21 protein-coding genes are annotated in these 26,171 nt (G+C 38.0%); 7 read left to right on the top strand and 14 right to left on the bottom strand.

All coding sequences use genetic code 11. The features are described from left to right. Positions 1–757: 757 nt before the first annotated feature. The 5 genes from V5N67_RS01405 to thiD form a co-directional block, all read right to left on the bottom strand. Complete coding sequence (locus V5N67_RS01405; protein WP_332060013.1) at positions 758–3,556, bottom strand: YadA-like family protein; 2,799 nt, start codon at positions 3,554–3,556, stop codon at positions 758–760. Positions 3,557–4,085: 529 nt separating this feature from the next. Continuing rightward, positions 4,086–7,070, bottom strand: a complete 2,985-nt coding sequence (locus tag V5N67_RS01400) for a YadA-like family protein (RefSeq protein ID WP_332060011.1) — start codon at positions 7,068–7,070, stop codon at positions 4,086–4,088. An 812-nt stretch (positions 7,071–7,882) separates the two neighbouring features. Beyond that, positions 7,883–8,017: a hypothetical protein gene (locus V5N67_RS01395; protein ID WP_332060010.1), complete on the bottom strand. Its 135-nt coding sequence runs from the start codon at positions 8,015–8,017 to the stop codon at positions 7,883–7,885. Between the two features lie 126 nt (positions 8,018–8,143). Next, positions 8,144–8,326, bottom strand: coding sequence for a hypothetical protein (locus V5N67_RS01390; protein ID WP_332060008.1), 183 nt, complete (start codon positions 8,324–8,326; stop codon positions 8,144–8,146). Positions 8,327–9,770: 1,444 nt separating this feature from the next. Then, a complete protein-coding gene (gene thiD, locus V5N67_RS01385; protein WP_332060007.1) occupies positions 9,771–10,634 on the bottom strand; it encodes a bifunctional hydroxymethylpyrimidine kinase/phosphomethylpyrimidine kinase in 864 nt (287 codons plus the stop codon). A gap of 113 nt (positions 10,635–10,747) precedes the next feature. Between thiD and V5N67_RS01380 the strand changes: the two genes are divergently transcribed. The 3 genes from V5N67_RS01380 (at position 10,748) to V5N67_RS01370 (ending at position 13,807) form a co-directional block, all read left to right on the top strand. Then, complete coding sequence (locus tag V5N67_RS01380; protein ID WP_332060005.1) at positions 10,748–11,530, top strand: lysophospholipid acyltransferase family protein; 783 nt, start codon at positions 10,748–10,750, stop codon at positions 11,528–11,530. 113 nt (positions 11,531–11,643) lie between these two features. Next, complete coding sequence (locus V5N67_RS01375; RefSeq protein WP_332060003.1) at positions 11,644–12,720, top strand: D-alanyl-D-alanine carboxypeptidase family protein; 1,077 nt, start codon at positions 11,644–11,646, stop codon at positions 12,718–12,720. A 22-nt stretch (positions 12,721–12,742) separates the two neighbouring features. Beyond that, on the top strand, positions 12,743–13,807 hold the full coding sequence (locus V5N67_RS01370; RefSeq protein WP_332060002.1) for a CobW family GTP-binding protein: 1,065 nt from the start codon (positions 12,743–12,745) through the stop codon (positions 13,805–13,807). Between the two features lie 181 nt (positions 13,808–13,988). Here the strand turns inward: V5N67_RS01370 and V5N67_RS01365 are convergent, their stop codons facing one another. From V5N67_RS01365 to V5N67_RS01355, 3 genes are all read right to left on the bottom strand, one after another. Next, positions 13,989–14,741 (bottom strand): L,D-transpeptidase family protein, encoded by a 753-nt coding sequence (locus V5N67_RS01365; protein ID WP_332060000.1) that lies wholly within the window; start codon positions 14,739–14,741, stop codon positions 13,989–13,991. A gap of 40 nt (positions 14,742–14,781) precedes the next feature. After that, the gene (locus tag V5N67_RS01360; protein ID WP_332059999.1) at positions 14,782–15,738 is read right to left on the bottom strand and encodes an acetyl-CoA carboxylase carboxyltransferase subunit alpha; all 957 of its coding nucleotides are present in this window, start codon (positions 15,736–15,738) and stop codon (positions 14,782–14,784) included. An 81-nt stretch (positions 15,739–15,819) separates the two neighbouring features. After that, positions 15,820–16,758, bottom strand: coding sequence for a site-specific tyrosine recombinase XerD (locus V5N67_RS01355; RefSeq protein WP_332059998.1), 939 nt, complete (start codon positions 16,756–16,758; stop codon positions 15,820–15,822). A gap of 254 nt (positions 16,759–17,012) precedes the next feature. Between V5N67_RS01355 and V5N67_RS01350 the strand changes: the two genes are divergently transcribed. The 4 genes from V5N67_RS01350 to V5N67_RS01335 all read left to right on the top strand — a co-directional run bounded on the left by V5N67_RS01350 (position 17,013) and on the right by V5N67_RS01335 (position 19,972). After that, the gene (locus tag V5N67_RS01350) at positions 17,013–17,645 is read left to right on the top strand and encodes a shikimate kinase (RefSeq protein ID WP_332060296.1); all 633 of its coding nucleotides are present in this window, start codon (positions 17,013–17,015) and stop codon (positions 17,643–17,645) included. Next, positions 17,620–18,738: a 3-dehydroquinate synthase gene (aroB, locus tag V5N67_RS01345; protein ID WP_332059997.1), complete on the top strand. Its 1,119-nt coding sequence runs from the start codon at positions 17,620–17,622 to the stop codon at positions 18,736–18,738. Before V5N67_RS01350 ends, aroB begins: the two co-directional genes overlap by 26 nt. Positions 18,739–19,165: 427 nt before the next feature. Beyond that, positions 19,166–19,561, top strand: coding sequence for an MliC family protein (locus V5N67_RS01340; protein ID WP_332059995.1), 396 nt, complete (start codon positions 19,166–19,168; stop codon positions 19,559–19,561). Between the two features lie 18 nt (positions 19,562–19,579). Continuing rightward, positions 19,580–19,972, top strand: coding sequence for an MliC family protein (locus V5N67_RS01335; RefSeq protein WP_332059994.1), 393 nt, complete (start codon positions 19,580–19,582; stop codon positions 19,970–19,972). A 16-nt stretch (positions 19,973–19,988) separates the two neighbouring features. Here V5N67_RS01335 and mnhG read toward each other — a convergent pair whose 3' ends face one another. The 6 genes from mnhG to V5N67_RS01305 are packed head-to-tail and all read right to left on the bottom strand — an operon-like array spanning position 19,989 to position 26,040. Beyond that, positions 19,989–20,399: a monovalent cation/H(+) antiporter subunit G gene (gene mnhG / locus V5N67_RS01330; protein ID WP_332059993.1), complete on the bottom strand. Its 411-nt coding sequence runs from the start codon at positions 20,397–20,399 to the stop codon at positions 19,989–19,991. Next, entirely contained in the window at positions 20,396–20,677 is a 282-nt protein-coding gene (locus V5N67_RS01325) for a K+/H+ antiporter subunit F (protein WP_332059991.1), read from the bottom strand. The genes mnhG and V5N67_RS01325 overlap by 4 nt, the downstream gene beginning before the upstream one ends. Further along, a complete protein-coding gene (locus V5N67_RS01320; protein ID WP_332059989.1) occupies positions 20,677–21,159 on the bottom strand; it encodes a Na+/H+ antiporter subunit E in 483 nt (160 codons plus the stop codon). Before V5N67_RS01320 ends, V5N67_RS01325 begins: the two co-directional genes overlap by 1 nt. Beyond that, positions 21,156–22,778, bottom strand: coding sequence for a monovalent cation/H+ antiporter subunit D (locus V5N67_RS01315; RefSeq protein WP_332059988.1), 1,623 nt, complete (start codon positions 22,776–22,778; stop codon positions 21,156–21,158). Before V5N67_RS01315 ends, V5N67_RS01320 begins: the two co-directional genes overlap by 4 nt. Beyond that, positions 22,778–23,119, bottom strand: a complete 342-nt coding sequence (locus V5N67_RS01310) for a Na+/H+ antiporter subunit C (protein ID WP_332059986.1) — start codon at positions 23,117–23,119, stop codon at positions 22,778–22,780. Before V5N67_RS01310 ends, V5N67_RS01315 begins: the two co-directional genes overlap by 1 nt. Continuing rightward, complete coding sequence (locus V5N67_RS01305; RefSeq protein WP_332059985.1) at positions 23,119–26,040, bottom strand: monovalent cation/H+ antiporter subunit A; 2,922 nt, start codon at positions 26,038–26,040, stop codon at positions 23,119–23,121. Before V5N67_RS01305 ends, V5N67_RS01310 begins: the two co-directional genes overlap by 1 nt. Positions 26,041–26,171 lie beyond the last annotated feature (131 nt).

Here is a 26,171-nt window from a genome sequence, read left to right as displayed (position 1 = left end):
CAATAAGCAAATTCATTATAAGCAGAGATTTAACAATAAAATTCATCACTTCTTCACGTACGCCACAAGATGCATGTTTCCAATTCCAAATTGTGCATTTTCAATAAATTTATTAAATTGCTCTTCTGCAGTTATTCCTGTCTTAATTTCATCAATACTAGATTTTTCACGACCAATAACATTATCTGTACCACAAAATCATCATTACTCGTAAAAATGATAGTACCATAACTAAAAATCTTCTCATTTTGTTTTGTAGAACGTTTATTATACTTTACCTGATCAACATCATTGTTACCTAAATTCTCTGCCCCTGTTATCGTAAAATCCATAACAAAAATAAGAGACACACTCGATAAAAGTATAAATACCGTAATTCCCAACAAAACCACTTTAATTAAATTTTAATTCGAATATAACTTTTTCATATCCTAATAAAAACATATTTAAAACACATAAATGTACATTTATACTTTAGGAAAAACTAAGTAAATGATTTTTTTAAGTGTCTGTGAGAAATAAAAAGAGATTTATTTTTTAACAGCTTATTTTATTGCAACTATAATAGGTATTAAATTCAGCTAGCTTAGCTATATATAGGGTATTAACCAAAATAGTAACAAGCAATGATTGCTTTTTATAAAAGCTATAGAGGTAGTTTGTATAAATAGTATATTTTGTTTTATAGAACCAGAATCGCTTTCTTGCCTTTGCCAATAAAAACAAAGGCAAGTAGGTTTTTAGGGATGTATTTTTATCAGTTCAGCATCATATTAAATCCTGCACCGATACCCCAGTGTCCTCCAGATCCCGTAACTGATATATTAGACTGAATAATTCCGTCTTCAGATGTATACCCAGTACCAAAAGCAAATGCAGATTGGCTACGCCATATGCCGCTACCAAATGCAATACTTAACTTGCCTGGTGTATCATTATAACGCAAATTAGATACGGCTAAACCAATAGCTGCAGCTTGCCTTGCCTCTTTTCGTGCATTTTTTATACCATAATTTAAAATATCAAACTTCATATCTGTATAGGATTGAGTTTCCTTGACGATACTCGCTACTTTATTATCCGTGTATTCTTTTGCACTACTAAGAACAAAGTCTGTCTTTTCTTTCAATTGACCTCCATTTACTGCCTGCTTCGAGCCTATCTCAACACTGCCATTAGCAACATTGTCAATCACAACTGGATCACCTTCCTTCTCGCCAGCTAAGGTAATAGTATTGGTCTTTGTACCATCTGAGTTTCTATCATAAGTAACAGCACCATCAACGACCTTATTTTCAACATCTTTTATTTTTTGATCTATATCGTCTACTTTCTTGGCAACACTATCAACCTTCTGGTTAGTTTCCCAAAGCTGCTCTCCATTCACTGCATCCGTAGAACCTTTGTTAACCTCACCTTTGGCTACATTGGTAATATTACTAGATGTCCCATTATGGCTAGCGTCATATGCACCTTTATCACTATCCCAAGTTAAACCATTAGATGGAATATTACTTTCAAGATCATTAATACGATCATTAACGCTTAACAGACCATCACTGACAGCATCAAAAGCATCTGAAACAGTGTTATAGACATTCTTCTCACCAGATTTACCCGCATTACTGAGTTGTACAACCTCAAATTTTGGAGAGATCCACTGATCATCCACATATCCAGCGCCACCGCCTAAATACGCAGCAAGCTTATTACTCATCAAATAAAGCTGGTTACCTGTTACAGCCTCTGTTGAACCTGCTGCAATACTTCCATCTAGGAGATACTTAAGTTTGCTATTGCTTTTTGCTTCTCCTTTTCCATGTAGAGCAACAAAAGCTTCATCAGTATCACTCCACAACAAAGCATTCGAAAGCTTATTGCCAACAGTACCACCATTCTCTATATCCGAGAGAAAGTTACTAACCCCAGCAAACGCAGAAGCAACATCTCTATATGTCTCACCCATCACTGTATAAGTTGGTGCAACACCATTCAATATATCCGCGCTACCACCTAAATACGCAGCAAGCTTATTACTCATCAAATAAAGCTGATTACCCGTTATGGCTTCCGTTGAACCTTCAAAGATACTTCCATCCAGAAGATACTTAAGTTTGCTATTGCTTTTTGCTTCTCCTTTTCCATGTAGAGCAACAAAAGCTTCATCAGTATCACTCCACAACAAAGCATTTGGAAGCTTATTGCCAACAGTACCACCATTCTCTATATCCGTGAGAAAGTCACTAACCCCAGCAAACGCAGAAGCAACATCTTTATATGTCTCACCCATCACCGTATAAGTTGGTGCGACACCATTCAATATATCCGCGCTACCGCCGAAATATTTTGATACATTTTCAGCAATCTTAGCAACATTCTGATCAGTAGCGAAAAGCTGGGAACCATTAACAGCCTGTTTTGAAGTTTGAGAAAGTTCTCCAGCCTTAATGCCTTCTATCTCTTTATTGCCAGCATTAATACCATCGATCGTCATTTTTGGGCCATCAATCATTACTAAACCAGTGGCATCTAAGGTATTACCTCCTATCTTTACGCTATTGAGTGTAATATCCTTCGCTAAATCAAACTGTATTTTATTATTTCCATCACCTCTTGTAATGATGAAATTTTTACTTCCAGCCGAAAAATCTACCAAATCATCTATTGTAACACGTGTTGGATCTTCTCCGTTAACAGACAATTGCCACCCTTTTACAGCCAATTCTCTTAGAGCTTTTAGCTGCGCAACATTTACTGCATCGGTATCTTCACTTCCCGCTGCTACCCCTATAATTTGCCGTGTTACTCCATTTTCAATATCACCAATACTCAAAGCACCATTAGTACTCCTCCACACAATATTGTTATCAGTTGTACTAACATCTGTTAAAGGATCATAACCTAGTACACCACGCCCAACACGAGCGATAGACATCTCACCTAGAGCAATACCACCTTCAACAATTGCTAATGCGTTAAACCCAATAGCTATTGATGACGCCATTACAGCAGACGCCTGCATCCCTAAAGCAACGCTATTCTCACTTCGTGCTGTTGCATTTAAACCAATATAAACGCTACTCTCATCCCATGTTACTGTAGCTGATTTAACAGAAACTGCAGCTCCTCTTAATGCCCGTGCATCTTCATCCCAAAAGACTGGTTCCCTCTTTATTTTATAAGCATCACGCATAGCATCAGAAACAACATCAGTCATCACAAAATAATTATCATTCCCGCTCACAAGATCATCACCCGTCCACTTTAATTTTTGAGTGATCATACCTGTAATTATTGCTTTATCAGAACTTAAAGTATTGCCTTTACAACCAATAACCCTATCTACACCACAGTGGTCGTAATAATTAGTGAAAACAATATTATCGTAACTACTTTGAGTAAAAAGTGCATGAGAACTATCTATATTTAAGATAGGGTATTTTGTTATCGCAAAGTTTGCAGCAAAAACAGGAGACGCACTCGATAAAAGTATAACTCCCGTAGTTCTCAAAAGAGTCGCTTTAACCAAACTTTGTATTGAATATGATTTTTTCATGAAATCCCCCAATCAAAATATATTAAAAACATAAAAGATATATTTCGCCGCTAGTTTCACTCTCTTGTGACTGTGTATAGAATCTTAAATTTTTACGCTTATGCGTAGTAAGTTTTTTTCGTAATGAGTCTTTAAACTAAAAAGCTCATTAAATAAATATAAAAAAAACATAATTTATAATTTAACAGTAATTAATAGAATATTTTTTAATTTTCGCACACAAAAATCATTATTTCATAATAATTTATTAATAAACTATCTTAATTTTATTTCTTTCAGTAATCAGAATATTTATTTTAAAATAAATCATAATAAATTTCTTTTTGTTTTATATAATGCGAGATAAAATAATAATACAATTTTTCTTATTAAAATGGAAAAATATTGGTGTATTTTTATAAAAACTGTTTCTTTAGCATTATTATGGGACTCATAGTTGAGTGTAAATATTTTTTGCAAATAAAATTTCGCCCTTGCCTTCAATCAAGACAAGGGCGAACAGCTTTTTGCTAATGTATTTTATTCACTGTCAGTTCAGTGTAAAATTAAACCCTGCACCTATCCCCCAATGACCACCAGAGCTTGTTAAAGATAAATTAGACTTGATATCCCCATTTTCAGACGTATAGCCAGCACCAAAGGCAAATGCAGATTGACTACGCCATATACCGGTACCAAATGCAATACTCAGTTTTCCAGGTGTGTCATTATAACGTAAGTTAGACACTGCCAACCCAATAGCTGCGGCTTGTCTTGCCTCTTTTCGTGCATTTTCTATACCATAATTTAAAACATCAAATCTCATATCTGTGTATTGTTTAGACTTTTCAACGGCATCATCGATAGCATCAACAACAATATTGTTTACCCGTTGATCTGTATATTTTTTTGCATCTTCAAGAGCTATCTTCATTTGCTGTTCAGTGTAATCATGCAACTGTCCACCATTTACTGCTTCTTTTGATCCTTTTTTAATACTACCATCAGCAAGGTTATCAATTAATACAGGTTCACTTTCATCGCCTCCTGCTAAAGTGATTTTATTTGTCTTTTCACCGTCTTCATTTACGTCATAACTAACAGCACCTTCAACAATATCACCAATATCTCCAATCGTATCTAAAATATTGTCAACCCTATTTCCAAGGTGCTGAACATCCTTTTCAACACCATTAATACGATTGTTTGTCTCCCAAAGCTGCGCTCCATTTACTGCATCTGTTGAATCTGCAGTGAGCTTCCCACCCATAACACCAGAAATTTTTCGAGGGTTTTTATCCTTATTTGAAATATTGATTTCAGTACCACCTGTTGCTTCCCCAATAGTGATAACATTATCACCCTTCTGTTGAACAAGGTTATTGCTTGCAACACCATTAATTTGCTTATAAAGATCTGTTATAGAAGTATCAACACCCTCAAAAGCGGATCCAATATCATGATATTCTTTATTCTGAATAATATAAGTTGGTAGAACACCATCAAGCACGTTTGCACCACCACCAAGATAGCTTGATGTATTCTTAGCAATTTTGAACACACCTTGTTGCAGATCATTAAAGTCCTCAACAAGTTCAGTAATCTCAGTATTGACCTTGAAGAGCTGAGAACCATTTACTGCATCTGTTGAAGTTTTAGAAAGCGTACCATCTGCAACGCCAGAAATTTTTCGAGATTTTTTATCTTTATTTTCAATATTGATTATAGCACTGTCTTTTTTTGCACCGATAGAGATATAACTCTCGCCTTCATCACCTTCTTCGTGATACTCAACAATATTATTGCCTCCACCACTATCACCCATACTGCCAGCTATTAAATCTTTTAACTCTTGTTTTACCCCTTTCAACTGTGAAAGATTAACTGCATCATTATCGAGCACCCCATCTCCTACTGCTGAAATCGCTTTAAAATCTCCATAAATCCCACCAACAGTCATCCTTGGACCACCTTTAATCATAAAACCAGCATAACTTATACTGCTAAGCCCTGTTGTAACACGACCAACTTGAATGTGCTCAGCCAAATCAAATGTTATATTGTTACTATTGTCTTTTGCGATTATAATATTTCTGTCATTTTCAGTTTGAGTATCCTTATTAAAAAATGATTCTAAATTTACTCGTCCGTTTGGTCCAATAGTTATAGGATTTTCATTATTAATAGAAAGCTGCCAACCCGCTTCAACAACATTTTTTACAGCCTCTAATTGTGCAAAATTAACTGCATCAGTACCCGCAGTCCCGTTTGCCAATCCTGTGATCTTTTTATTGCCAGCATTAATACCAGCTACAAGCACCATCGGACCACCTGTAATTTTTAAACCATCGGTCGTTAAAGAGTTATTTCCTACAGTAATACTTGTTGCCAACGTAATAGTATCATTCAACTCCAATAAGATTTGATTATTCTCGTTTTTTGTAATATTTATATTATTATTACTTCCAGATGAAAAATTTACTATACTGCCCGCTTTAACAGCTGTTGCAGTTTCTCCATTAACAGAAAGTTCCCACTCTCCTGCTATTAATTTCTCCAGAGCTTTTAGCTGTGCAACATTTACTGCATCAGTGTCGTTAGTCCCTGCTGCTACCCCTATAATTTGCCGTGTTATTTCACTATCAGCATCAGTATCACCAACACTAAACGCACCTGCAGTACTTCTCCATGCAATGTCTGTGTCTGTTGTTTGACCACTCAGAGAAGGATCATAACCAAAAGTGTACTTGGCAACATTAGAGATAGACGCCGCACCCACAGCAACACCATCTACAACAGTTGCCTGTGCACCAGCACCAATAGCAACTGCATGAAATTTATCAGTGTAAGTATTAGTACCTATAGCAATCGCATCTTCACCAAGTGCTCTTGTCATTCCTGGGTTAGTACCGCTATCTGCAGCGTCAATACTACCTATTGCAATAGCACCTCGCTCTTTAGCTTCCGCCAGACGGCCTATAGCAATCCCATAGTCCACCTTTGCGAGCGCACCGCTCCCTAAAGCAACAGAATAAGCACCCTGTGCACTTGCAGTATTACCTAAAGCCACAGAATAATTACCCTGCGCACTTGCACCATCACCCGCAGCAAAACCGCCTGTACTACTAACAGATATGGCTCGTGCTTTCCTAACTTTTACGGCTGCATTATTTACACTAAATGCTTTTAAATCATTTCCTACTGCTGGAGATTTACAATCAGTTGCAAAAGCATAAATACTAAAAACATCGGGCATAATATTAGTACCACTGCCCATTAACGCTTCAATAGAACCACCATCACTACTTGTAAGCCCATCACCAGCCAAGGCACAATAATTATCATCATCACTTAAGATGGGGCTGCTATCACTACCTTTAGCATAAACCACATTAAGATTACTTGTGCTGTGAATAGTTTGTTCTGTTATAGCATTATTTGCAGAAAAAACAGGGGAAACACTCGATAAGAGTGCAGCCATTGTACTTCCAAACGCAACTGCTTTAACCAAATTGTTTGAATATAATTTTTTCATAAGAACTTTCTCCACCTAAGCCCAACATCATCACAACGCACAAAAACTCTCACGCTTTCTTGCTTTGCGCACCAGAAAAATTAATAAATAAAGACAAAACACCCCTCCCTGATACCGACATCCATCACAGCATCATCCCGAAATCTCTGAAAAAATGTTGAATCTATAAAAGTCCCCAACCCTTTTAATTGAAGGGATTCAAGCTAAAAAATGAAGGAAAACATACAATTTAAAAAATACAAATATCGTATAATCTCCATTCCAAAACATAACGATTTATCTCCTGATACAAACATCGCCCCTACTTAAAGAGCAATTTTATCTTTCAAATAAAGCGGATAAGCAGAATGGCAAGAGTATAAAAATATTTTTTCAGTCATTTATAAAAACACTTCTCAGCAAACACGTAAAAAAGCATTTTTAATATCTGTCCCTATAGACATAAATTTATGAATTGTTTAAATTATATATCATGGGCGAAATATGAAGCAATTGTCATCATCATCACCAAATTCTGTACTGTACTTCACCTGCTGTAATCGTCATGATCTCAGTGAAAGTGTTGACATTTGCACATCAAGCAACGCAACCACAAAAAACTTAACCAGTTTGAGAAGATCCTCTTTCACATTTATTATGAAAGGGAGCAACCTAAATTGCTAAAGCTATCGACTTTATAGAACAGCTTCAGCAGATCCAAAATCAGATGATCTTTGAAACGTTTGGCACTTTAAAGCCACAAGCATAACATAGCTTCTCAATTTATTGCTTCTTACAACAAAAATCCGTCTCTGCAAACCGCCATAACGGCTTTAATCGGCATCGTGGCTTGCTCGTAAATGTAAATTTTGGAAAACTTTATCCGAACCAATCTCAACTATATGTGCTCCTAGCAAATGCCGTATCTTAACCATGCAATTACGTCCAAAATTGATGGAATCAATCATGCAGTGAATCGCCCATTTTCAATGATTTTATGAATAGTCATTGTTGAAACACATGATTATCAGCGCCGATACTTTGTAACGGACCAAACTGTAATCATTACAATATTTGAGCAAGAGCTTGCGCAGTTAATTTTCTGTTGCTAAACTGATACAATTAGTTTTTTGTTTTGTATGCCGTATTTGCAGTCTCAAATAGATTAATTCAATCATTCGCAGCAGCAAAACATATAAATGCGCTTGCAAACGATCAAAAGCTGCACTGAGTGGTTTTTGCAACCACCAACGGCGCACCGCCCGTCCATTTATCATTGCGGGAAAAAACACCACTCCAAATTTCAAAAATCAGTTACAATGAAATAACGACCATCATCGTGTAGATCACACCTCAGAAAATTGGAGCACTTGAAAATATCAATTTCCGTCATGTGGAAATCAGTAATTTGTGTGGTAGCAATTTTGAGTTAGTCTTCCCAAATATCACCATATAATGGATACTCTTTGCTGAATAATAGCGCAATACACCATATTTGGAGTAATCTTTGTAAGGAATATCGTCTTTAATGAGCTGGTCATCAAGCTGGACTTTCTGTTCCAGTGAACCATGCTATCAACATCGATTGAAGTCGGCAATGTGCAGTTTTGTTTTTTCGTTTGGCTATTTTCACAAATGTGTTGAATACTGGAAAACGGTATGTGGTAAACTTTCTTGCTTTGCCAAGACCATATTCCAACGCATTATCGCTCGATTAAAATACTATGATGATCCTATTTTTGTGATTATCATAACTTTTTCTCCTACTGAAACGGACGCTATATACCCGTCGTGGGATCATGCGTACAGTAACTACCTATAATAATGGGTAGTAATAATGTGATTCGTATTTATGACTTATTCAACTCTAAATATGAATTTGGAGCACTTTTTTGGCACAAACTGAAAAAAACTTAAAATCGAACTAGCAAAACGGTTTCGTAAAATACGACATATACTTGGGTTCACAGAGCGCAACAATTTGCCAAGCATCTTTCCCAATATTCATCGAAAGCACTATCTGTAATTATGCAACTGATTTAACTTAAAAAATATTTGCGATGTTGCATGAGACTGGCTTATAACTGGCGAAGATGAAATATTTATGGACATAACAAAAGCAAAAGCATCAAGTTTTAAAGTACCAGCTACTCTCTCTAATTTTATGAACGTGCAGCCCTTATACGACCCCTATCGTGATTCAAAATAAAGCTCCCTAAAGGTATAACAGAGTTAGTGGCAGAACCTTATGGAAAGCTGCAAGAGCTTGTTTAAAACATTCATGATAGAGAAGAAGTCGAAAACTGCCTTTACCGCTTTTCAAACTATATTTAAAGCATAAAATTGAAGCTGAAAAAGCACATTTAAAAAGATACAAAACGCATGCTTAATAGCCATTTAAAATAAAAAATGAATGTGAAAATCTTTTTGTTAGTGATGTTTTGTTGATTTTTAAGCTAACTTCACTCTTTGTTTGATTTTTTTCAAAAAGTTTTTTAAAAGCCCTCTCTCTTTTTTGCTACTAAATTTCAATTTTTTGATATTAAAATACACTTACTCAATGAAAGAAATTATTCGTAAAAACAATGGCTTATCATAATTTTCTTTCTAATCTTACTTTTACCCGCTTAGTACAAAATTTCCTGTCAAATTACAATCATTTTAGCATGTTACCTGACTTGAGTTCCTTGAACAATATGTTTTTTTGACCCCTTTTCATCTTCATTTTTCATCCCACAATTCACAAAAATGGTGAACTGGACCACGCCCTTTTCCTACTTTCAAAGCATTTGAAGTTATTAAAGTATTATTGAGATACTTTTTCGCTCTCTTTACTGCACAAACTAAAGATTCTTTCGGTAAAAGTGCTGCGATTGCAGCTGCAAGGGTACAACCTGTACCATGATCATTGGTGGTTATGAAACGGGGGGATTCAAGCGTTACAATACCCTCACAATCACAATAAATATCTGGGCTAGAACTGTCGTGATTGATCCCTTTCGTGCGATCAAGAGTGTTTAAGTGCCCACCTTTCAATAAAACTGCACCACAGCCAAGTGCTAATAACTGTGCGCCATACTGGTGCATAGTATTTAACGACCATTGCACTTCATTTCCCAATAATATAGCAGCTTCAGGCAAATTTGGCGTGATCAGAGTTGACATAGGAACAAGAGCGTCGCGAATCATTTCAATTGCATCAGGTTTTAAAAGAACATCACCACTTTTTGCCACCATCACAGGATCAAAAACGATAAAACGCACCTTATAATAAGCTAAACGTTCTGCAATAACCTGAGCAATTTGAGCATTCGCTACCATCCCAATTTTAACTGCATCAACATGGATATCTTCAAAAACCGAATCAATTTGATCAGCAACAAAAGATGCATCCAATGCGTGAAAAGCTCGTACACCTTGTGTATTTTGTGCAACCACAGCTGTAACCACACTCATGCCATAGGTTTTCATTGCTGAAAAGACCTTCAAATCCGCCTGCATTCCAGCTCCACCAGAAGGATCAGTTCCAGCAATAGATAAAATCCGTGGAATAAAAAATGTGTCTTTACCAATCTGTGATGTCATGAACCCTGTCTCTTTTGAAGATCTAAAAGAAAAATATGTAATTGAAGTATGTTTTTCATGTAAATTGCATTATACATTGGTTTCTTTTTTCAGATACGAAATGGGAAAATACAGTGCTTGTTTTTCGTTCTCTTCTTTTTACATTCGCTTTTTATACAACAACCCTTTTTCAAATGATACTTTATGCACCCTTTTATTTTCTCATGCCACGCAAAAAAGCATGGATTGTACCTAAAACATGGGCACGCGTTACATTATTTTTGCAAAAATATATTGCTGGTACCAATTATGAAATTGAAGGCATAGAAAATTTGCCAAATGGAGCTTACATCATCGCTCCAAAACATCAATCTGCATGGGAAACCTTTAGCCTTGTACCCCACTTAGATGATCCCGTTCTCATTCTAAAACGTGAACTTACTTGGATTCCCCTTTTTGGCTGGTACATGGCGAAAACACAAATTATCCCAATCAATCGCACAACCCCTGTTAAATCCCTTAAAACCATAATACAAAAGGCAAAACAAAAAGTAAAACAAGGACGTCAAATTTTAATCTTTCCCGAAGGGACACGTCGCCTCCCTGGTCAACAACCAGACTATAAACCAGGGATTGTTGCTCTCTATAATGAATTGAAACTTCCTGTTGTTCCTATTGCCCACAATGCTGGTTTATATTGGCCACGCAATAATTTTCGCCGCTACCCAGGAACAATTCGTGTTCGTATTCTTCCTCCCATAGAAGCTGGACTAAATAAACGTGATTTCCTAGATCAATTGATACAAAAAACGGAAAAAGCTTGTGATGAACTGCTTTTACTCGCAGCTCAAGACCCCACTCCTCCCCCTCTACCTCCCTCTGCAATGAAAAAATTACAAACACTCGATTATCATTGAAAATAAACGAGTCCTTAATTAACCACTTGTCCTTTATTGTGTAGACTTAAAATCGTTGTATGATACATTAAAACAGTTCTAAATATCTAGTAAAAAGTCATTGGATTTTCTTAATGCGGCAACTATTCTATAACTTGTTTTTGTCTTTCATGTTAAGTTTGATGAGCACCCTTGCTCTCGCTCATCCCTTTATCTCTGTTGACGTTGCAACTGGACGTATCTTAGAACACAATCAAGCCTTTGAACGTTGGTATCCTGCCTCTTTAACAAAATTAATGACTGCATATGTCATTTTCCGCGCTATGAGCACAGGGGAAATCTCACCCAATAAACACGTTATCATCAGCGAATATGCAGCAAAGGCTCCCGCTTACCGTTCAGGTTATAAAGCGGGCTCCATTTTGACACTTGATACCGCTTTAACTATTACTATGGTTAAATCTACCAATGATTTGGCCATTGCCATGAGTGAAGCTGTTGCTGGTTCACAAGAAGCTTTTGTACAACAAATGAACGCTGAAGCTCAACGCTTAGGCATGTTTGGAACCCATTTTGCTAATGCGAGTGGATTATTTAATCCACACAATTATTCCACAGCACGTGATATTGCTCTTTTAGCAGTTCAGATTCGTCGAGAATTTCCTCAGTATGCTCATTATTTTTCCATTCCAGCCATTGATTTTGGTAATAAACAAAAGATTCAGCCTAATTCAAACAATCTCATTGGTCGTTTTGATGGAATAGACGGCATGAAAACAGGATTTATTTGTGCCTCTGGCTTCAATCTTGTTGCTTCAGCAACCCGCAATCAACGCACAATTATTGCTGTTGTTTTAGGGTCTCATAACATTAGCTCAAGAGAAAAAAAAGCTGCACAACTTCTTGACACAGGCTTTTCACACCAAGGATCGCTCCAGTTAACATTAGCAACATTAGAGCCCTATGGGACAAAAATGGCACAAGCAACCGATATGAGGCAACACACGTGTACTCCTGAAGCTATGAAGGTAAATGTGGATTCTTATGACAATAAAGGGAATATTATACTTACTTCACCTTTAATCACCGATTCACCCTCTTCTATTCTTCCTTTACCAGTGCGACTTATTAGCACGCCACAGACACATAAAATCAAAGCAAAACCGCTACCACGTCCCAAACCAATCCCCCCTCCTCTTTCACGAAGATAGCAAACCATAATTAATGATGAATATGAAAACAATACGCATTCCTATTACTCTTATTACGGGATTTTTAGGTTCTGGCAAAACAACTTTTCTCAACCGAATGCTGCAAGATCCCCTTTTGGCAGATAGTGCTGTCATCATCAATGAGTTTGGTGAGGTAAGTATTGATCATCTTCTTGTAAAAAAAACGACTGAAGGGATCATCGAGCTTGCCAATGGTTGCTTATGTTGCAATTTGCGTAGTGATCTCATTGATACATTGATTGATTTGATTGATCGCATTCATAAAGGACATCTAAAACAACTCAATCGCATTATTATTGAAACAACAGGCTTGGCTGATCCTGCTCCTATTTTACAAGCTATTTTGAGCCATCCTACCTTAATTCAAGCACTGTCCATTGATGTTGTTATTGCAACATTTGACACATTAAGCACACTTTCCATACTCGAACGTTATCCTGAAATACAAAAACAATTAGTATTCGCTGACAAAATTATCCTCACAAAAACAGATCTCACTGACCAAAAAACGCTCTCTGGTACACTCATCAGTGCACTCAAAGCGATTAATCCTACAGCGCAAATCATCGATGTGCATTCTGATCAATGCTTATCAAGCGTATTAACCAATAAAACATTATCAGATAAAAAAGGAGAAAGTGCTGCACTTAAACGATGGCTTACCACTGCTGCTCCACACGATCACATTCACCATAGAACCATTCGTACCTTTTCACTAGACTGTGATGAGCCTATTGATTATGCCACGATAGAAGCTTTTTTAGACACCCTAAAAAACCTCTATGGTGCAAAATTACTACGTATCAAAGCAATTATTGCATTGCGCGATGACCCACATCGACCATTTGTCTTGCACGGCGTACAAACATTTTTTCATCCACCAATAAGGCTTTCAGCATGGCCAAAAGGAATCACACAAACCCGCTTTGTCATCATTGCTGACGGGGTTGAGAAAGAAGCAATACAAAAGCTCTTTGATGCTTTTTTAAACAGACCAGCAATAGATACTGCAGATAGAACCGCTTTATTGGAGAATCCCTTAACTATTCTAGGGATGAAATTTTAATTTTTTCTCCAATTCTTAATGAGTAAAAATTTTTGACAAACATATATGTTATGGTAAATTTTTAAACACGCTCCCCTATGATGATAGCATAAACATCAACGCACCCATCCCCTTTATAAGAAGAAGAAGAAAACATTCTGAAAGCAATAAAGAAACCTCTATCTTTACGATAAAATTACACTCACGGCACTACAGGGGCTGAAACTTGCTGAGCATCATGACTAAAAATATAACGTTTTTTATCATCAACAGAAACTTTTGGAGGGGTACGCTTCAATTCAAAAAAATCGTAACCCTCTTTTAACATTACCCAAAACTGATAATGTGGGCTAGCACGATGACGTTCCATATTGGCAGCAGTCATGCGGAAAGGGAAAGCGTGGAACTGAAATTCTCTCTGTCCTCCTCTAAAAGCGTCCCGCGCAAAAGCATAAATCTGTGCCATATTTTTATCACTCATGGCATAACACCCCACAGAACTGCAAGAACCATGAACCATAAGATGACTTCCTGTACGACCATGCGCTTGATCATAAAGATTAGGAAACCCTATATTAAAGGAAAGGTAATATTTTGAATAGGGATTCATTTGGTCTGCACTAATAGTATAAAAACCTTCTGGTGTTTGACGATCTCCCTCCCTATATTTAGGTCCAAGCTGACCTGACCACTTGCAAATACCATAGCGCGCAATAAGCACAAAGATTCCTCTACGATTCTGCTTCCAAATTTCTGCAAAATTTTCTTCCTTAAAAAACCGCATCATAATCGGAGCATATTGATCAACATTATACAGAATCATCCTATCTTGAACATCTTGCGGGAGTGGCTGCTCAATTTTATCCTGAACAGAAACTGGTAATCTTACCTCACACGCTGTCAACGTTCCAATCGCAAACAAAATACATACTGCGAAAAATCTGTTTAATATCATCAAATAAAACTCCAATCTCTTATTCCTTGCAAAAAATGTATTATGCTAGGGATCGGCCAATTTGAAGATATTTTTCCCAACGTTCTTGTCTGATAATTTCACCACTTTTCCCAGCCATAGACTTTAAAGCAGCTGAGATAATATTGCCCGCTGCATCAACCGTAGCCTCTTTTCCTCGATGTGCTCCTCCTAAAGGCTCTGGAATAATGCCGTCAATAATCTTTAATTGGTACAAATTTTGGGCAGTAATATGCATACTCATTGCCGCATCTTTGGCACGAGTTGAATCGTGCCATAAAATAGAAGCTGCCCCTTCTGGTGAAATAACAGAGTAAATTGAGTGTTCTAACATATACACTTTGTTGGCTGCAGCAATTGCTATCGCCCCCCCTGAACCACCTTCTCCGATAATAACTGAAACAACAGGAACTTTTAATCGCAAAGTCGCTGCCGTTGATTGAGCAATTGCTTCTGCTTGCCCACGCTCTTCAGCACTCACACCAGGATAAGCACCTGCTGTATCCACAAAAGTCAGTAATGGCAAACCAAAACGGTCAGCCATTTCCATGATACGTGCTGCTTTACGATACCCTTCTGGACGTGCAGAACCAAAATTATAGCGTAAACGTGTTTGCGTATCATGACCCTTTTCTTGACCTATATACGCAACTGCTTCACCTTTAAAGCGTGCAAAGCCTGCTTGAATAGCTTCATCTTCAGCAAATTTACGATCACCTGCCAAAGGTGTAACATCACTCAATAATTGCGCAGAATAGTCCATAAAATGGGGACGATCAGGATGGCGAGCCACTTGTGTTTTTTGCCACGGTGATAATTTTTTATAAAGATCACGTAACGCCGTTTGAGCACGCATTTCAAGACGCGCGATCTCATCACTCATATCAAGACTGTTTTCTTCTTGAGAAATCTTTTTTAATTCAAGAATCTGCCCCTCAAGGTCAGCAACTGGTTTTTCAAAATCAAGATAATTATACATTGCACCCAACTTATTTGGTATAACTTACATACTCAATAATTAATTTGCTTTATAAAACATTTTCCAAAATATCACCCTCTTTTACTCAGCCTCTCGCTCATCAGCAAGTGGATGATGCTCATTAACCAAACGATAAAGTCCTGATTCCAACACATGCGTGTAAATTTGAGTAGTAGAAATATCAGAATGCCCTAACAAATGCTGAACTGCACGCAAATCAGCACCATTTTGCAAAAGGTGGCTAGCAAAAGCATGACGCAATACATGGGGAGAAAAGCTATCACTGTTTATCCCAGCTCTTCTAGCAAGACTTTTCAACGCTTGCGCAACAACCTGACGCGCAACATATCCTGTCTGAGAACGAGCAGGAAAAAGATAAAGGCTTTCCGCATCTTTGCCCTGATCGCGCAATATTAACCACTGCGAAAGGACTTGGCGTGCCTTTTTTGATAAAAGCACCATCCGTTCTTTTTTACCCTTACCGCGAACCAAAATACAAGACTCCTTTCCTCGAACAGCCTGCACTGGGAGACTCACCAGCTCACTAATGCGTAATCCTGTTGCATAAAGCATTTCAATCAACAGCTGAAGACGCAATGCATGGAAATAGTCCTTAGACCCATAATCTGCTTGATTGACTTCCAACTGCGCCAAATCAAGCAATTTTGCTACTGCATTCTCACTTATGATTTTCGGTAAAGGGCGCCCTTGACGAGGTGCATCAACACCATGAGAGGGATCATCTACTCTCAACCCTTCTGCATACAAAAATTGATAAAATTGACGCAAAGTCGATAGACGGCGTGCCTGCGAAGACGCAGTAAAACCAAGAGTATGCATGAGCGACAAAAGATCAATTAAATCTTCTTTTTGTGCTGAAAAAAGCGAAACAGAATGCGAAGACAAATTATCTTGCGCCCACTGCAAATCACGCTGATAAGCTGCAAGCGTATGGGCAGCAGCCCCTCGTTCAGCACTCATCATTTCAAGAAAACGATCTATCACCATATCACTTTTCATTGATTGACTTCCGAAGAAAAACTCAATGAATCCAAGGGAATGTCGATATACATATCCACTACTGTTGGCTCAACCCAAACCACGAGAGAAACCATTATACTGAAAAGAACAACAAGCAAAATGAAAAAAATCATCAAAAATCTGGTCAATGTTGGCATAAAACAATACACTATCCTCTAAATATACTCTCCTATCATGCCTTATAAAGATTAACAGGAATTGACTTTAACGCAGATAAATACCGAAATAAAATGATGAAAAGCAAACCACTTCAACATATCCCAATGACGCAAATAAAAAATCAAATCTTATCGTCCCTTGAAAAACGAGCACTTGTATTTGTTGGTCTTATGGGAGCTGGCAAATCAGTGATCGGAAAACGTGTCTCTACCATGCTCAATTTGCCCTTTTATGATTCTGATCAGGAAATTGAAAAAGCTGCACAAATGACAATTTCTGAATTATTTAAAATTCACGGTGAATCAGAGTTCCGTGCTTTTGAACAGCGTATTATTCTAAATCTCATACAAAAAAGTCCCCTTGTTTTAGCCACAGGTGGCGGTGCCTACATAAACGAAGAGATTCGAAAAACTATTCATGAAAATGGTATATCCATATGGCTCAAAGTAGATCTTAACACCCTCATGAAACGTGTTTCACGGAACCAAACGCGCCCACTCCTTCAAACAGAAAACCCTAAAGAAACCATGCAAAAACTTATGGAACAGCGCTATCCTATCTATGCAAAAGCAAACTTAACAATTAACAGTCATAAAAAAAACCGTCATACCGTAGCTCAAAATGTCATACGGTCTGTACAACAATATTTGTACACAGAAAAAAACGATAGGAACAACAAGTATGCAAGCCAAAACCGTCACTGTTAAACTAGACAAACACTGTTACGATATCATCATTGGCTCAGGTCTGATTACACAAGTTGCTTCACAAATAAAGTGCTCTCTTAACCAAAAAGCTCTTCATCAAATGCGTGTGGCTATTGTTACAGATACAAATGTTGCGTCTCTCCATCTGGATACACTACAAGAAGAATTAACAAAAAATGAAATCCAAACTGTTACAATTGTGGTAGAAGCAGGGGAACAATCAAAATCATTTTCAACCCTGCAAACTGTTATTGATAAAATTTTAGCTGCACGTTTAGAGAGAAGTGACTGTGTTATTGCTTTTGGTGGTGGTGTCGTTGGAGATCTCGGAGGATTTGCCGCAAGTATCATACGCAGAGGCATGAACTTCATTCAGATACCCACAACGCTTCTTGCGCAAATTGACTCTTCTGTTGGTGGAAAAACTGGAATCAATAGTCAATATGGTAAAAATCTTATTGGCACTTTTCATCAGCCACAATGCGTTATTTCTGATACTTGCATCCTTGATACATTACCATTACGTGAATTTCGCGCTGGCTATGCAGAAATAGTCAAATACGGTCTCATTAACCAACCTGATTTTTTTGAATGGCTTGAAAAAAATTGGCAAGAAGTCTTTTCTAGTAGCGCAATACGAACCGAAGCCATTGTCCGCTCATGCCAATTTAAAGCCGATATTGTCGCACGCGATGAATATGAAAAAGGCGAACGTGCATTATTAAACCTTGGACACACATTTGGACATATGCTTGAAGCAGCAACTGCTTATGATTCAAACCGTTTAATCCATGGTGAAGCTGTAGCAATCGGAATGGTTTTAGCACATCAATTCTCTGCGCAATTGAACTTAACAAGTTCCACACTCTCAGAACGTGTCGAAACACACCTCAAAGCTGTGGGATTGCCTACACAACTTCAAGATATTCCCGGCACTCTACCAGATGCTGAAACATTAATGGCCTTTATTGCTCAAGATAAGAAAGTTTCGCAAAACAGTTTGACTTTCATCTTAACACATGGACTTGGTCAATCATTTATCGCAAAAAATGTCTCATCAGATGCAGTTTTGACTTTTCTAAAACAAAAATAAGCGAAAATTGGTTAATTCATATTGAATATAATTGATTCGTTCCTATACTTCCGCTAAAGGTAGGTGCGATTGTGTCTGCGTAGCTCAGTAGGATAGAGCACAGGATTCCTAAAGAAATTGGGCGCCTTAAGGAGAAATCCTCAAAGTGAATCTGCTCAAATTCGGGGAAAGCTTCATGGGAAACTATATGCCAATCCCGAGCCAAGCCTCTCTTCAAACGAGAGGAAGGTGTAGAGACTGAACGGGCAGCGCCTAAAAAGTACAAGCTTCAAGGTGAAGAGACAGTCCAGACCACAAACAGTCTATAAAGCTGGCGGTGAAAATCGAAGTGGTATGAATCCTGGGGTCGCAGGTTCGAATCCTGCCGTAGACACCATCATATCGGTCACGTCATTCTTTTGCTTAATTTGCTTAATAGGGAAGCATTATGAAAAAAGCTCTACATATTTTAGGATTTTTTGCCACTTTAAATCTATTATTCTTCAACTTAACCAGTACCTTTGCTGGCTCTTTAATCCTTGAGGTACCAGATAATCCAGAACCAATAACACAAACTCTTGCTTATCAATGCGATGCAAAAACAAACAAAGAGCGCATTGAAATCATCTATTTCAATGCGGGTGATATCTCATTAGCCGATTTCAAATGGAAAGGTGATCGCATCATAGCTGCCCATGTAACCACCCCCACAGGAATAAAATATGCAGGAGCACAATATATTTTGTGGAAAACCAACACAGAAGCAATACTTTATGATCTTATGCATGATCCAGAAGAAAAGAACCCACTCCTCTGTAAAGAAGAATCAACGTTATTATTCTAAATAACTCAAGGAAATATTATGAAAAAGACTTCTCGTATTTTACAATTTTTTGCTGCTTTAAGTCTATCACTCTTTGGTTCAATCAGTGCCTTTGCTAGCACTTTAGTCATCGAGGTACCAGACGACTTAGAGCCAACGACTCAAACTGTTGCCTATGAGTGCAACACTGGAAAAAGTACACAGCGTGTTGAGGCAATCTACCTCAATGCTGGCAATGTTGCGTTAGTTGATTTTAAATGGAACGGTCAGCGAATCATTGGTTCTAATGTAATTGCTGCTTCGGGAGCAAAATATGTGGGAGCCCAGTATATTTGGTGGACAACAAAAAATGAAGTTCTCATTTATGATCTCATTAATGATCCAAAAGAGGAAAAGCCAATCCACTGTGTAGAAGAAGAAAACACAAAATAAAAAAGGTTATTGTACATCAAAAACCGTTCTGGCTTTCATTGCATGACGTTTCTTCTGAAATGGACAACTTTTCTTCCTTCTTATGTAATAAAAGAGCCAGCGGTTTTTCTGAGTGTTCTTCTGTATGATGTCGATAAGCTGCCGCCTGTGACAAAAGCATAGAAGCTACCGGTGCTGTTACAAATAAAAAAATCATCAACAATATTTCATGAAAAACAAAACGTTGATCCACGAACATTGAATAAAGAAATGACGCAATGAGGATACTGCCAGTGCCCCAACTTGTACTCACTGAAGGCATATGCAAACGCTCATAAAAATTGGAAAGGCGCACCAATCCTATTGTTCCAATCAATGTGAGACCTGAACCCAATATTAAAAAAACAGTAACAATAATAGCAGCCGCAAGCGATACATCATCCTTCATTCAATAATTTCCCCACGCATTAAAAATTTTGCTAAAGCGATACTTGAAACAGAACCCAAAAGCCCGATAATGAGAGCTGCTACAAAATAAATAGTTGTTCCTGAACGAATATCGAACGTAAGAAACAGAAGAATCGTAATAATATAAAGAGCATCCAAACCAATAATCCGATCTTGCGCCCGTGGACCACGAATCAACCGAAACAAAGCGAGAAACATTGCCAAGCTTAAAAAAACCTGTGAGAAAAAAAGCCCCCAATAAAGAATCACCATACTCATTAAAAAATCTCCAAAAGTAATTGCTCGTATCGCTGTTTAATCAGCCGTTGATAATCATATCCATTTTTAAAATTTAGTACATGAATCAAAAGTTCACCATTTTTGCGACTATAAGCAACCCAAACAGTTCCTGGAGTTACCGAGAGAATACACGCTAAAACAGCCAAAGCAGTGCGACTCTTAAGCAAAAGCGGCACCACAATAAAACCAGACTGCTGCCCTCGAGACCCCTTTGTTAACACAAGCCAAGCTACTGAAATATTTGAGACTATAGAATCTATAAACACCCGAAAAATGAGACGAAAAACTGCACTCCAGTTTTTAATAGTAACCGTTTCTGGCTCAAGAAGCCGCATCATCAAACCACCAAATGAAGCAATTATAACCCCTAAAAGCAATTGCCCTAAACTAAAGCCGTTTAAAATTAGCCACATAAAGACAATTGCACCACTTAAAAAAGGATAAGGAAAAAAATGACTCATCGATCCATCTCCATATTTTCTGGAGAAAAATCTGTTAAAACACTCCCAATATAATTCTGAGGCTCATGCAAAGCCCTAGAAGTCTCAGACATATAATGGCTAATAGGATCAGCGATAATTGTCATAAAAAAACATAAAGCAAGAAGAGCAGCAATAGGCACAAATTCTATCACTTGCACACGCGGAACCTTCTCTTCAAGTGAAATCCAAAAAGTTCGAATACCAGTTCGTGTCATAGCAATCAGAGCTGCAAAACCAGATATGGTAACAAAAATCACAAAAAGCCAATCACGGAACATAGGTATAGAAGCAGAGAGCTCCCCTTTACTGTGATTAAAAACTGCCATGAACATCATAAATTTAGCAACAAAACCAGAAAAAGGAGGCAATCCAATAATTAAAATGGCACACATACAAAAACAGGCTCCAAGAATCGCTAAAGTCACGGGAAAATAGGTACCAACTTCATCTTCCTCCTCCTCTTCATCATCACCATACACTTCCATTGTGACAGCCAAAACATTTGCAGCCACATCTTGACTGCGTTCAACCAACTCTACTAAAAGAAAAAAAGCACCTAATGCTAAAGTTGAAGAAACAATATAAAAGAGTACACCTGCTATCAATGTTGCATTACCCATTCCAATCGCTGTTAACAATGTGCCAGAAGATACAAGAACGCTATAAGCTGCTAGGCGCACCAAAACTTGACTAGCTAAGACTCCAATGAAACCAAAGGTCATAGTGGCAAGTCCACCATAAAATAAAATTGTATGACCAAAATTGTTAAAAGACCCGCTTTCAGAACCAAACCATAACAATGTTAAACGTAAAATAATATAAATGCCCACCTTGCTCAAAAGCGCAAACACAGCTCCAACGGGTGCGACAGCTGCGCTATAAGTCGGCATCAACCAAAAATTAAGCGGCCACATACCTGCTTTGAGTAAGAAAGCAACACCTAAAAGTGCAATACCTATTTCAAATAAGACAATATCTGCAGAAGCTATGTGTTTTATTTTAATCGCTAAATCAGCCATATTAAGGGTGCCAACAATTCCGTAAATAAGAGCCGTACCGATTAAAAAAAATAGTGAAGCAACAAGATTAACCGCTACATAGTGCAACCCTGCACGCACACGTAATTGACCTAAACCATGCAAAGCAAGCCCATAAGAAGCTGTTAACATCACTTCAAAAAACACAAATAAATTGAATAAATCACCTGTTAAAAAAGCGCCATTTATTCCCACCATGAAAAATTGCATTAATGATTGAAAATGTGAACCAGCTTTGTACCAATGCGCCCGCGAAAAAACCAGCGCAGCAGTAATCAACAAGCTAGAAAGTAAAAGCATCATAGCGCTTAAGCGATCAAGAACCAAAACAATTCCAAAGGGAGGAAACCAATTGCCAAGCCGATAAACATCGGAAGATGGCGCGACTTCAAGCGCGCGCATAATCAATAAAATAGCAATAACAACCGACAATCCTGCCGAAAAAAGACTTATCAATGATTTTAATTTTGAACGACGTTCATCATAAAAAAGAAGGATTGCTCCAGTAATTAATGGCACAAGAATAGGCAAAACGAGGAGATGATGCACCCCAATTTCCATTACTGCACCTCGCGTCCATCAACGTGATCTGAGCCAGTTAAACCGCGTGAAACCAAAAGGATGACCAAAAACAAAGCTGTCGTTGCAAAGCTAATCACAATCGCTGTCAAAACCAATGCTTGTGGGAGAGGATCAACGTAATTAGCTGGATTGATCACAGTAGAAGGATTAACAATCGGTGCGGCATTACTGCGCGGTCTACCCATTGCAAATATAAAAAGATTGACCCCGTAAGAAATCAAAGACAAACCGAGAATAACTTGAAAAGTTCGTGGACGCAAAAGTAACCAAATACCTGATCCAACAAGAACACCGATACCCAGCGAGAGAATAATCTCCATTAATTTTCCTTCTCTTTTGCATTCGGTCTTTTACCGATTCGATAACTACGAATTGATTGGTGTGCAAGTGCTATTAAAATAAGAACAGTTGCTCCCAAAACTAAAGAAAACACACCAAAATCAAATAGAAAAGCAGATGCTATAGGCATATTTCCAATGAATGGAATGTTAATATATTGAAAAAAGGATGTTAAAAAAGGATACTCAAAAAACCAAGATCCTACTCCCGTTATTACTGATAACAATAAACCAAAGCCTATCCAACGCAAAGGCAAAACTCTCAGATGATTCTCCACCCACCGAATATCGCGTGCAAGATATTGCAAAATGAATCCTATCGCTAAAGTCACACCACCAGCAAATCCACCTCCTGGAAGGTCATGTCCCCGCATAAATAAATAAACAGCAAAAGCGATAATAACTGGAAAAAGCCAACACATAATAACAGCAGGAACAGCTAAATAATCCAGCACTGTATCCCCTACATTTCGATCAGGTCTTGTTGTATCAAAGATTGCCTGAATCCGTTGTTGAAAAGGCGCATCAATACTCTCTGGAGCAGGACGAAACCGCCGCAAAAGAGCAAAAACAGTGAGAGAAACACCACCTAAAACTACAACCTCTCCCATTGTATCAAAACCACGAAAATCAACTAACAGCACATTTACAACATTGCGACCACCAGCATCAGAGTAAGCATGCGTTAGAAAGAATTCAGAAATTGTTTTACCTTGAGGGCGTGTCATCACAGCAAAAGAGAGCCATGCTATGCTCGTTCCCCCTACGAGCGCTATAACGAAATCACGAGCACGACGCAAACGTACTAAAAAATGGACAGGCTTTGAAGTGGAATCATACAAACGCTTAGGCAACCACCGCAATCCAAGGAGTAATAAGACTGTCGTCACAACTTCAACAACCAATTGTGTTATAGCCAAATCAGGTGCAGAAAGCCATAAGAAGGTCGCGCAAGTCATCAAACCAGCCCCCCCCAACAGCATTAATGACGCAAAACGGTGAAATTTTGCTTGCCAAGCGACTAAAAGCGCACACACCCCACCAACCAACCATAAAGTAAGAAAAGGAATATCAAGCGGAAAAAGCGGAGATGAACCTGCTGAAATTAAACCATCATACCAAAGTAAAAGACTAACAAATGCAAAACATACCCAAAAAACACAATGCAATTGTGTTTGCAGATGGCGTGTTGATAGAAAAGATTCCACCGCACGTGCCCATTTCCAAGAAATAATTACAAGAATTTGTTCAAAAATACGTGACCCCTTCAAGTGACGAAAAAAGGGGGCTCCATCATCACATGATAAAAAATAACGATGCGCTACAACATAGAGCAATACACCTCCTGATAAAGCAATAAAACTCATAATTAATGGAGTATTAATGCCATGCCAAACAGCCAAACTATAAGAAGACGTCATTGGTCCTAAAACAGACACAACTGCATTATCCAAAATGGTTCCTATTGTTAAATTGGGTAAAATACCAACTGCCAAACAAATAAACACTAAAAGCTCTATTGGAAGACGCATAAAATGTGGTGGCTCATGTGGCATTTTAGGTAAATTTACAGGTTTTGGACCTAAAAAGACACCATGAATAAAGCGTACAGAATAGGTCACACTAAACAAGCTCGCCAGCGTTGCCACGTAAGGTGCAACCCAATCTAGCCACGACTCCATATGCGTTTCAACCGCTTCAGCAAAAAACATTTCTTTTGACAAAAAACCATTCAGCAAAGGGACGCCAGCCATTGCTGCACTTGCCACTAAGGCTAAAGTTCCTGTAATAGGCATAAAGCGAAAAAGTCCCGTTAACTTACGCATATCGCGTGTCCCTGTTTCATGGTCAATGATACCAGCAGCCATAAATAAAGAAGCCTTAAAAGTAGCGTGATTAGCCATATGAAAAATTGCCGCAACACACGCAGATGGGCTACCAAGACTCAAAAGCGTCGTAACTAACCCAAGATGACTAATGGTTGAATACGCAAGCAACCCTTTCAAGTCTTGCTGAAACATGGAAAAATAAGCGCCAAGAAGGAGTGTCGAGAGACCAGAAAAACCAACCAACCAAAACCAAGATTCTGTCCCAGATAAAACTGGCCATAAGCGAACAAGTAAGAACAATCCTGCTTTCACCATTGTTGCCGAATGTAAATAAGATGATACAGGTGTTGGAGCAGCCATTGCGTTGGGTAACCAAAAATGGAAAGGGAATTGGGCGCTTTTTGTTAATCCCCCCAACAAAATACAAATAAGAACAGGATTATAAAGAGAACTTGATCGGATCAGATCCCCAGACTGCAATACCTTGTCTAAATCAAAACTACCAACAATATGGCCAATCAACAAAACCCCAATAAAAAGAGCAAAACCGCCAAAGCCTGTAATCGTTAACGCCATACGTGCACCCTCACGCGCACTTGCATTATGATACCAATAGCCAATCAACAAAAAAGAAAAAATACTGGTGAGTTCCCAGAAAATAACTAAAAAGACAAGATTACCTGACAAGACTATTCCTGTCATCGATCCCATAAAGGCAAGAAAAAAGGAAAAAAAACGCGGGACAGAATCCGCTGGATCCATATAGTAACGTGCATAGACAACAACAAGCAATCCAATCCCTGTAATTAAAAGACAAAAAAGCCACGACAAACCATCCATACGGAGGATCAAATTACTTCCCCACTCTGGAAGCCAAGCAATATCCAAACGCAGCACACGATTTCCGCGAACTGCTGGGTAAAGCATTATTGTGAAAAGAAAACTGACAAGGGCAACAATCCCCGCAAACCACGCTTCATTATTTTTTGCTGTCGAACGAAAAAAACCAACAACAATACTTCCACAAAAGGGAAGCAAAACCAGCAATATCAACATTGCTTCCCATGTTGCCATTCTTTAAACTCCGCCCTGTCTTAGTATTTTGCCATCAACAAAATAAAAATCCTATACTCTCACCATTACCATTTTCCCAGTCTTTTATGTACCATAATAAGATTTAATAAAACTTAAAAATATGTAAAATT

Origin of the sequence: Bartonella rhinolophi (genome assembly GCF_036576165.1) — a bacterium.
Lineage (GTDB): Bacteria > Pseudomonadota > Alphaproteobacteria > Rhizobiales > Rhizobiaceae > Bartonella.
Note: the sequence above shows the minus strand (reverse complement) of the source record. Positions and strands in the feature narration are given on the sequence as shown.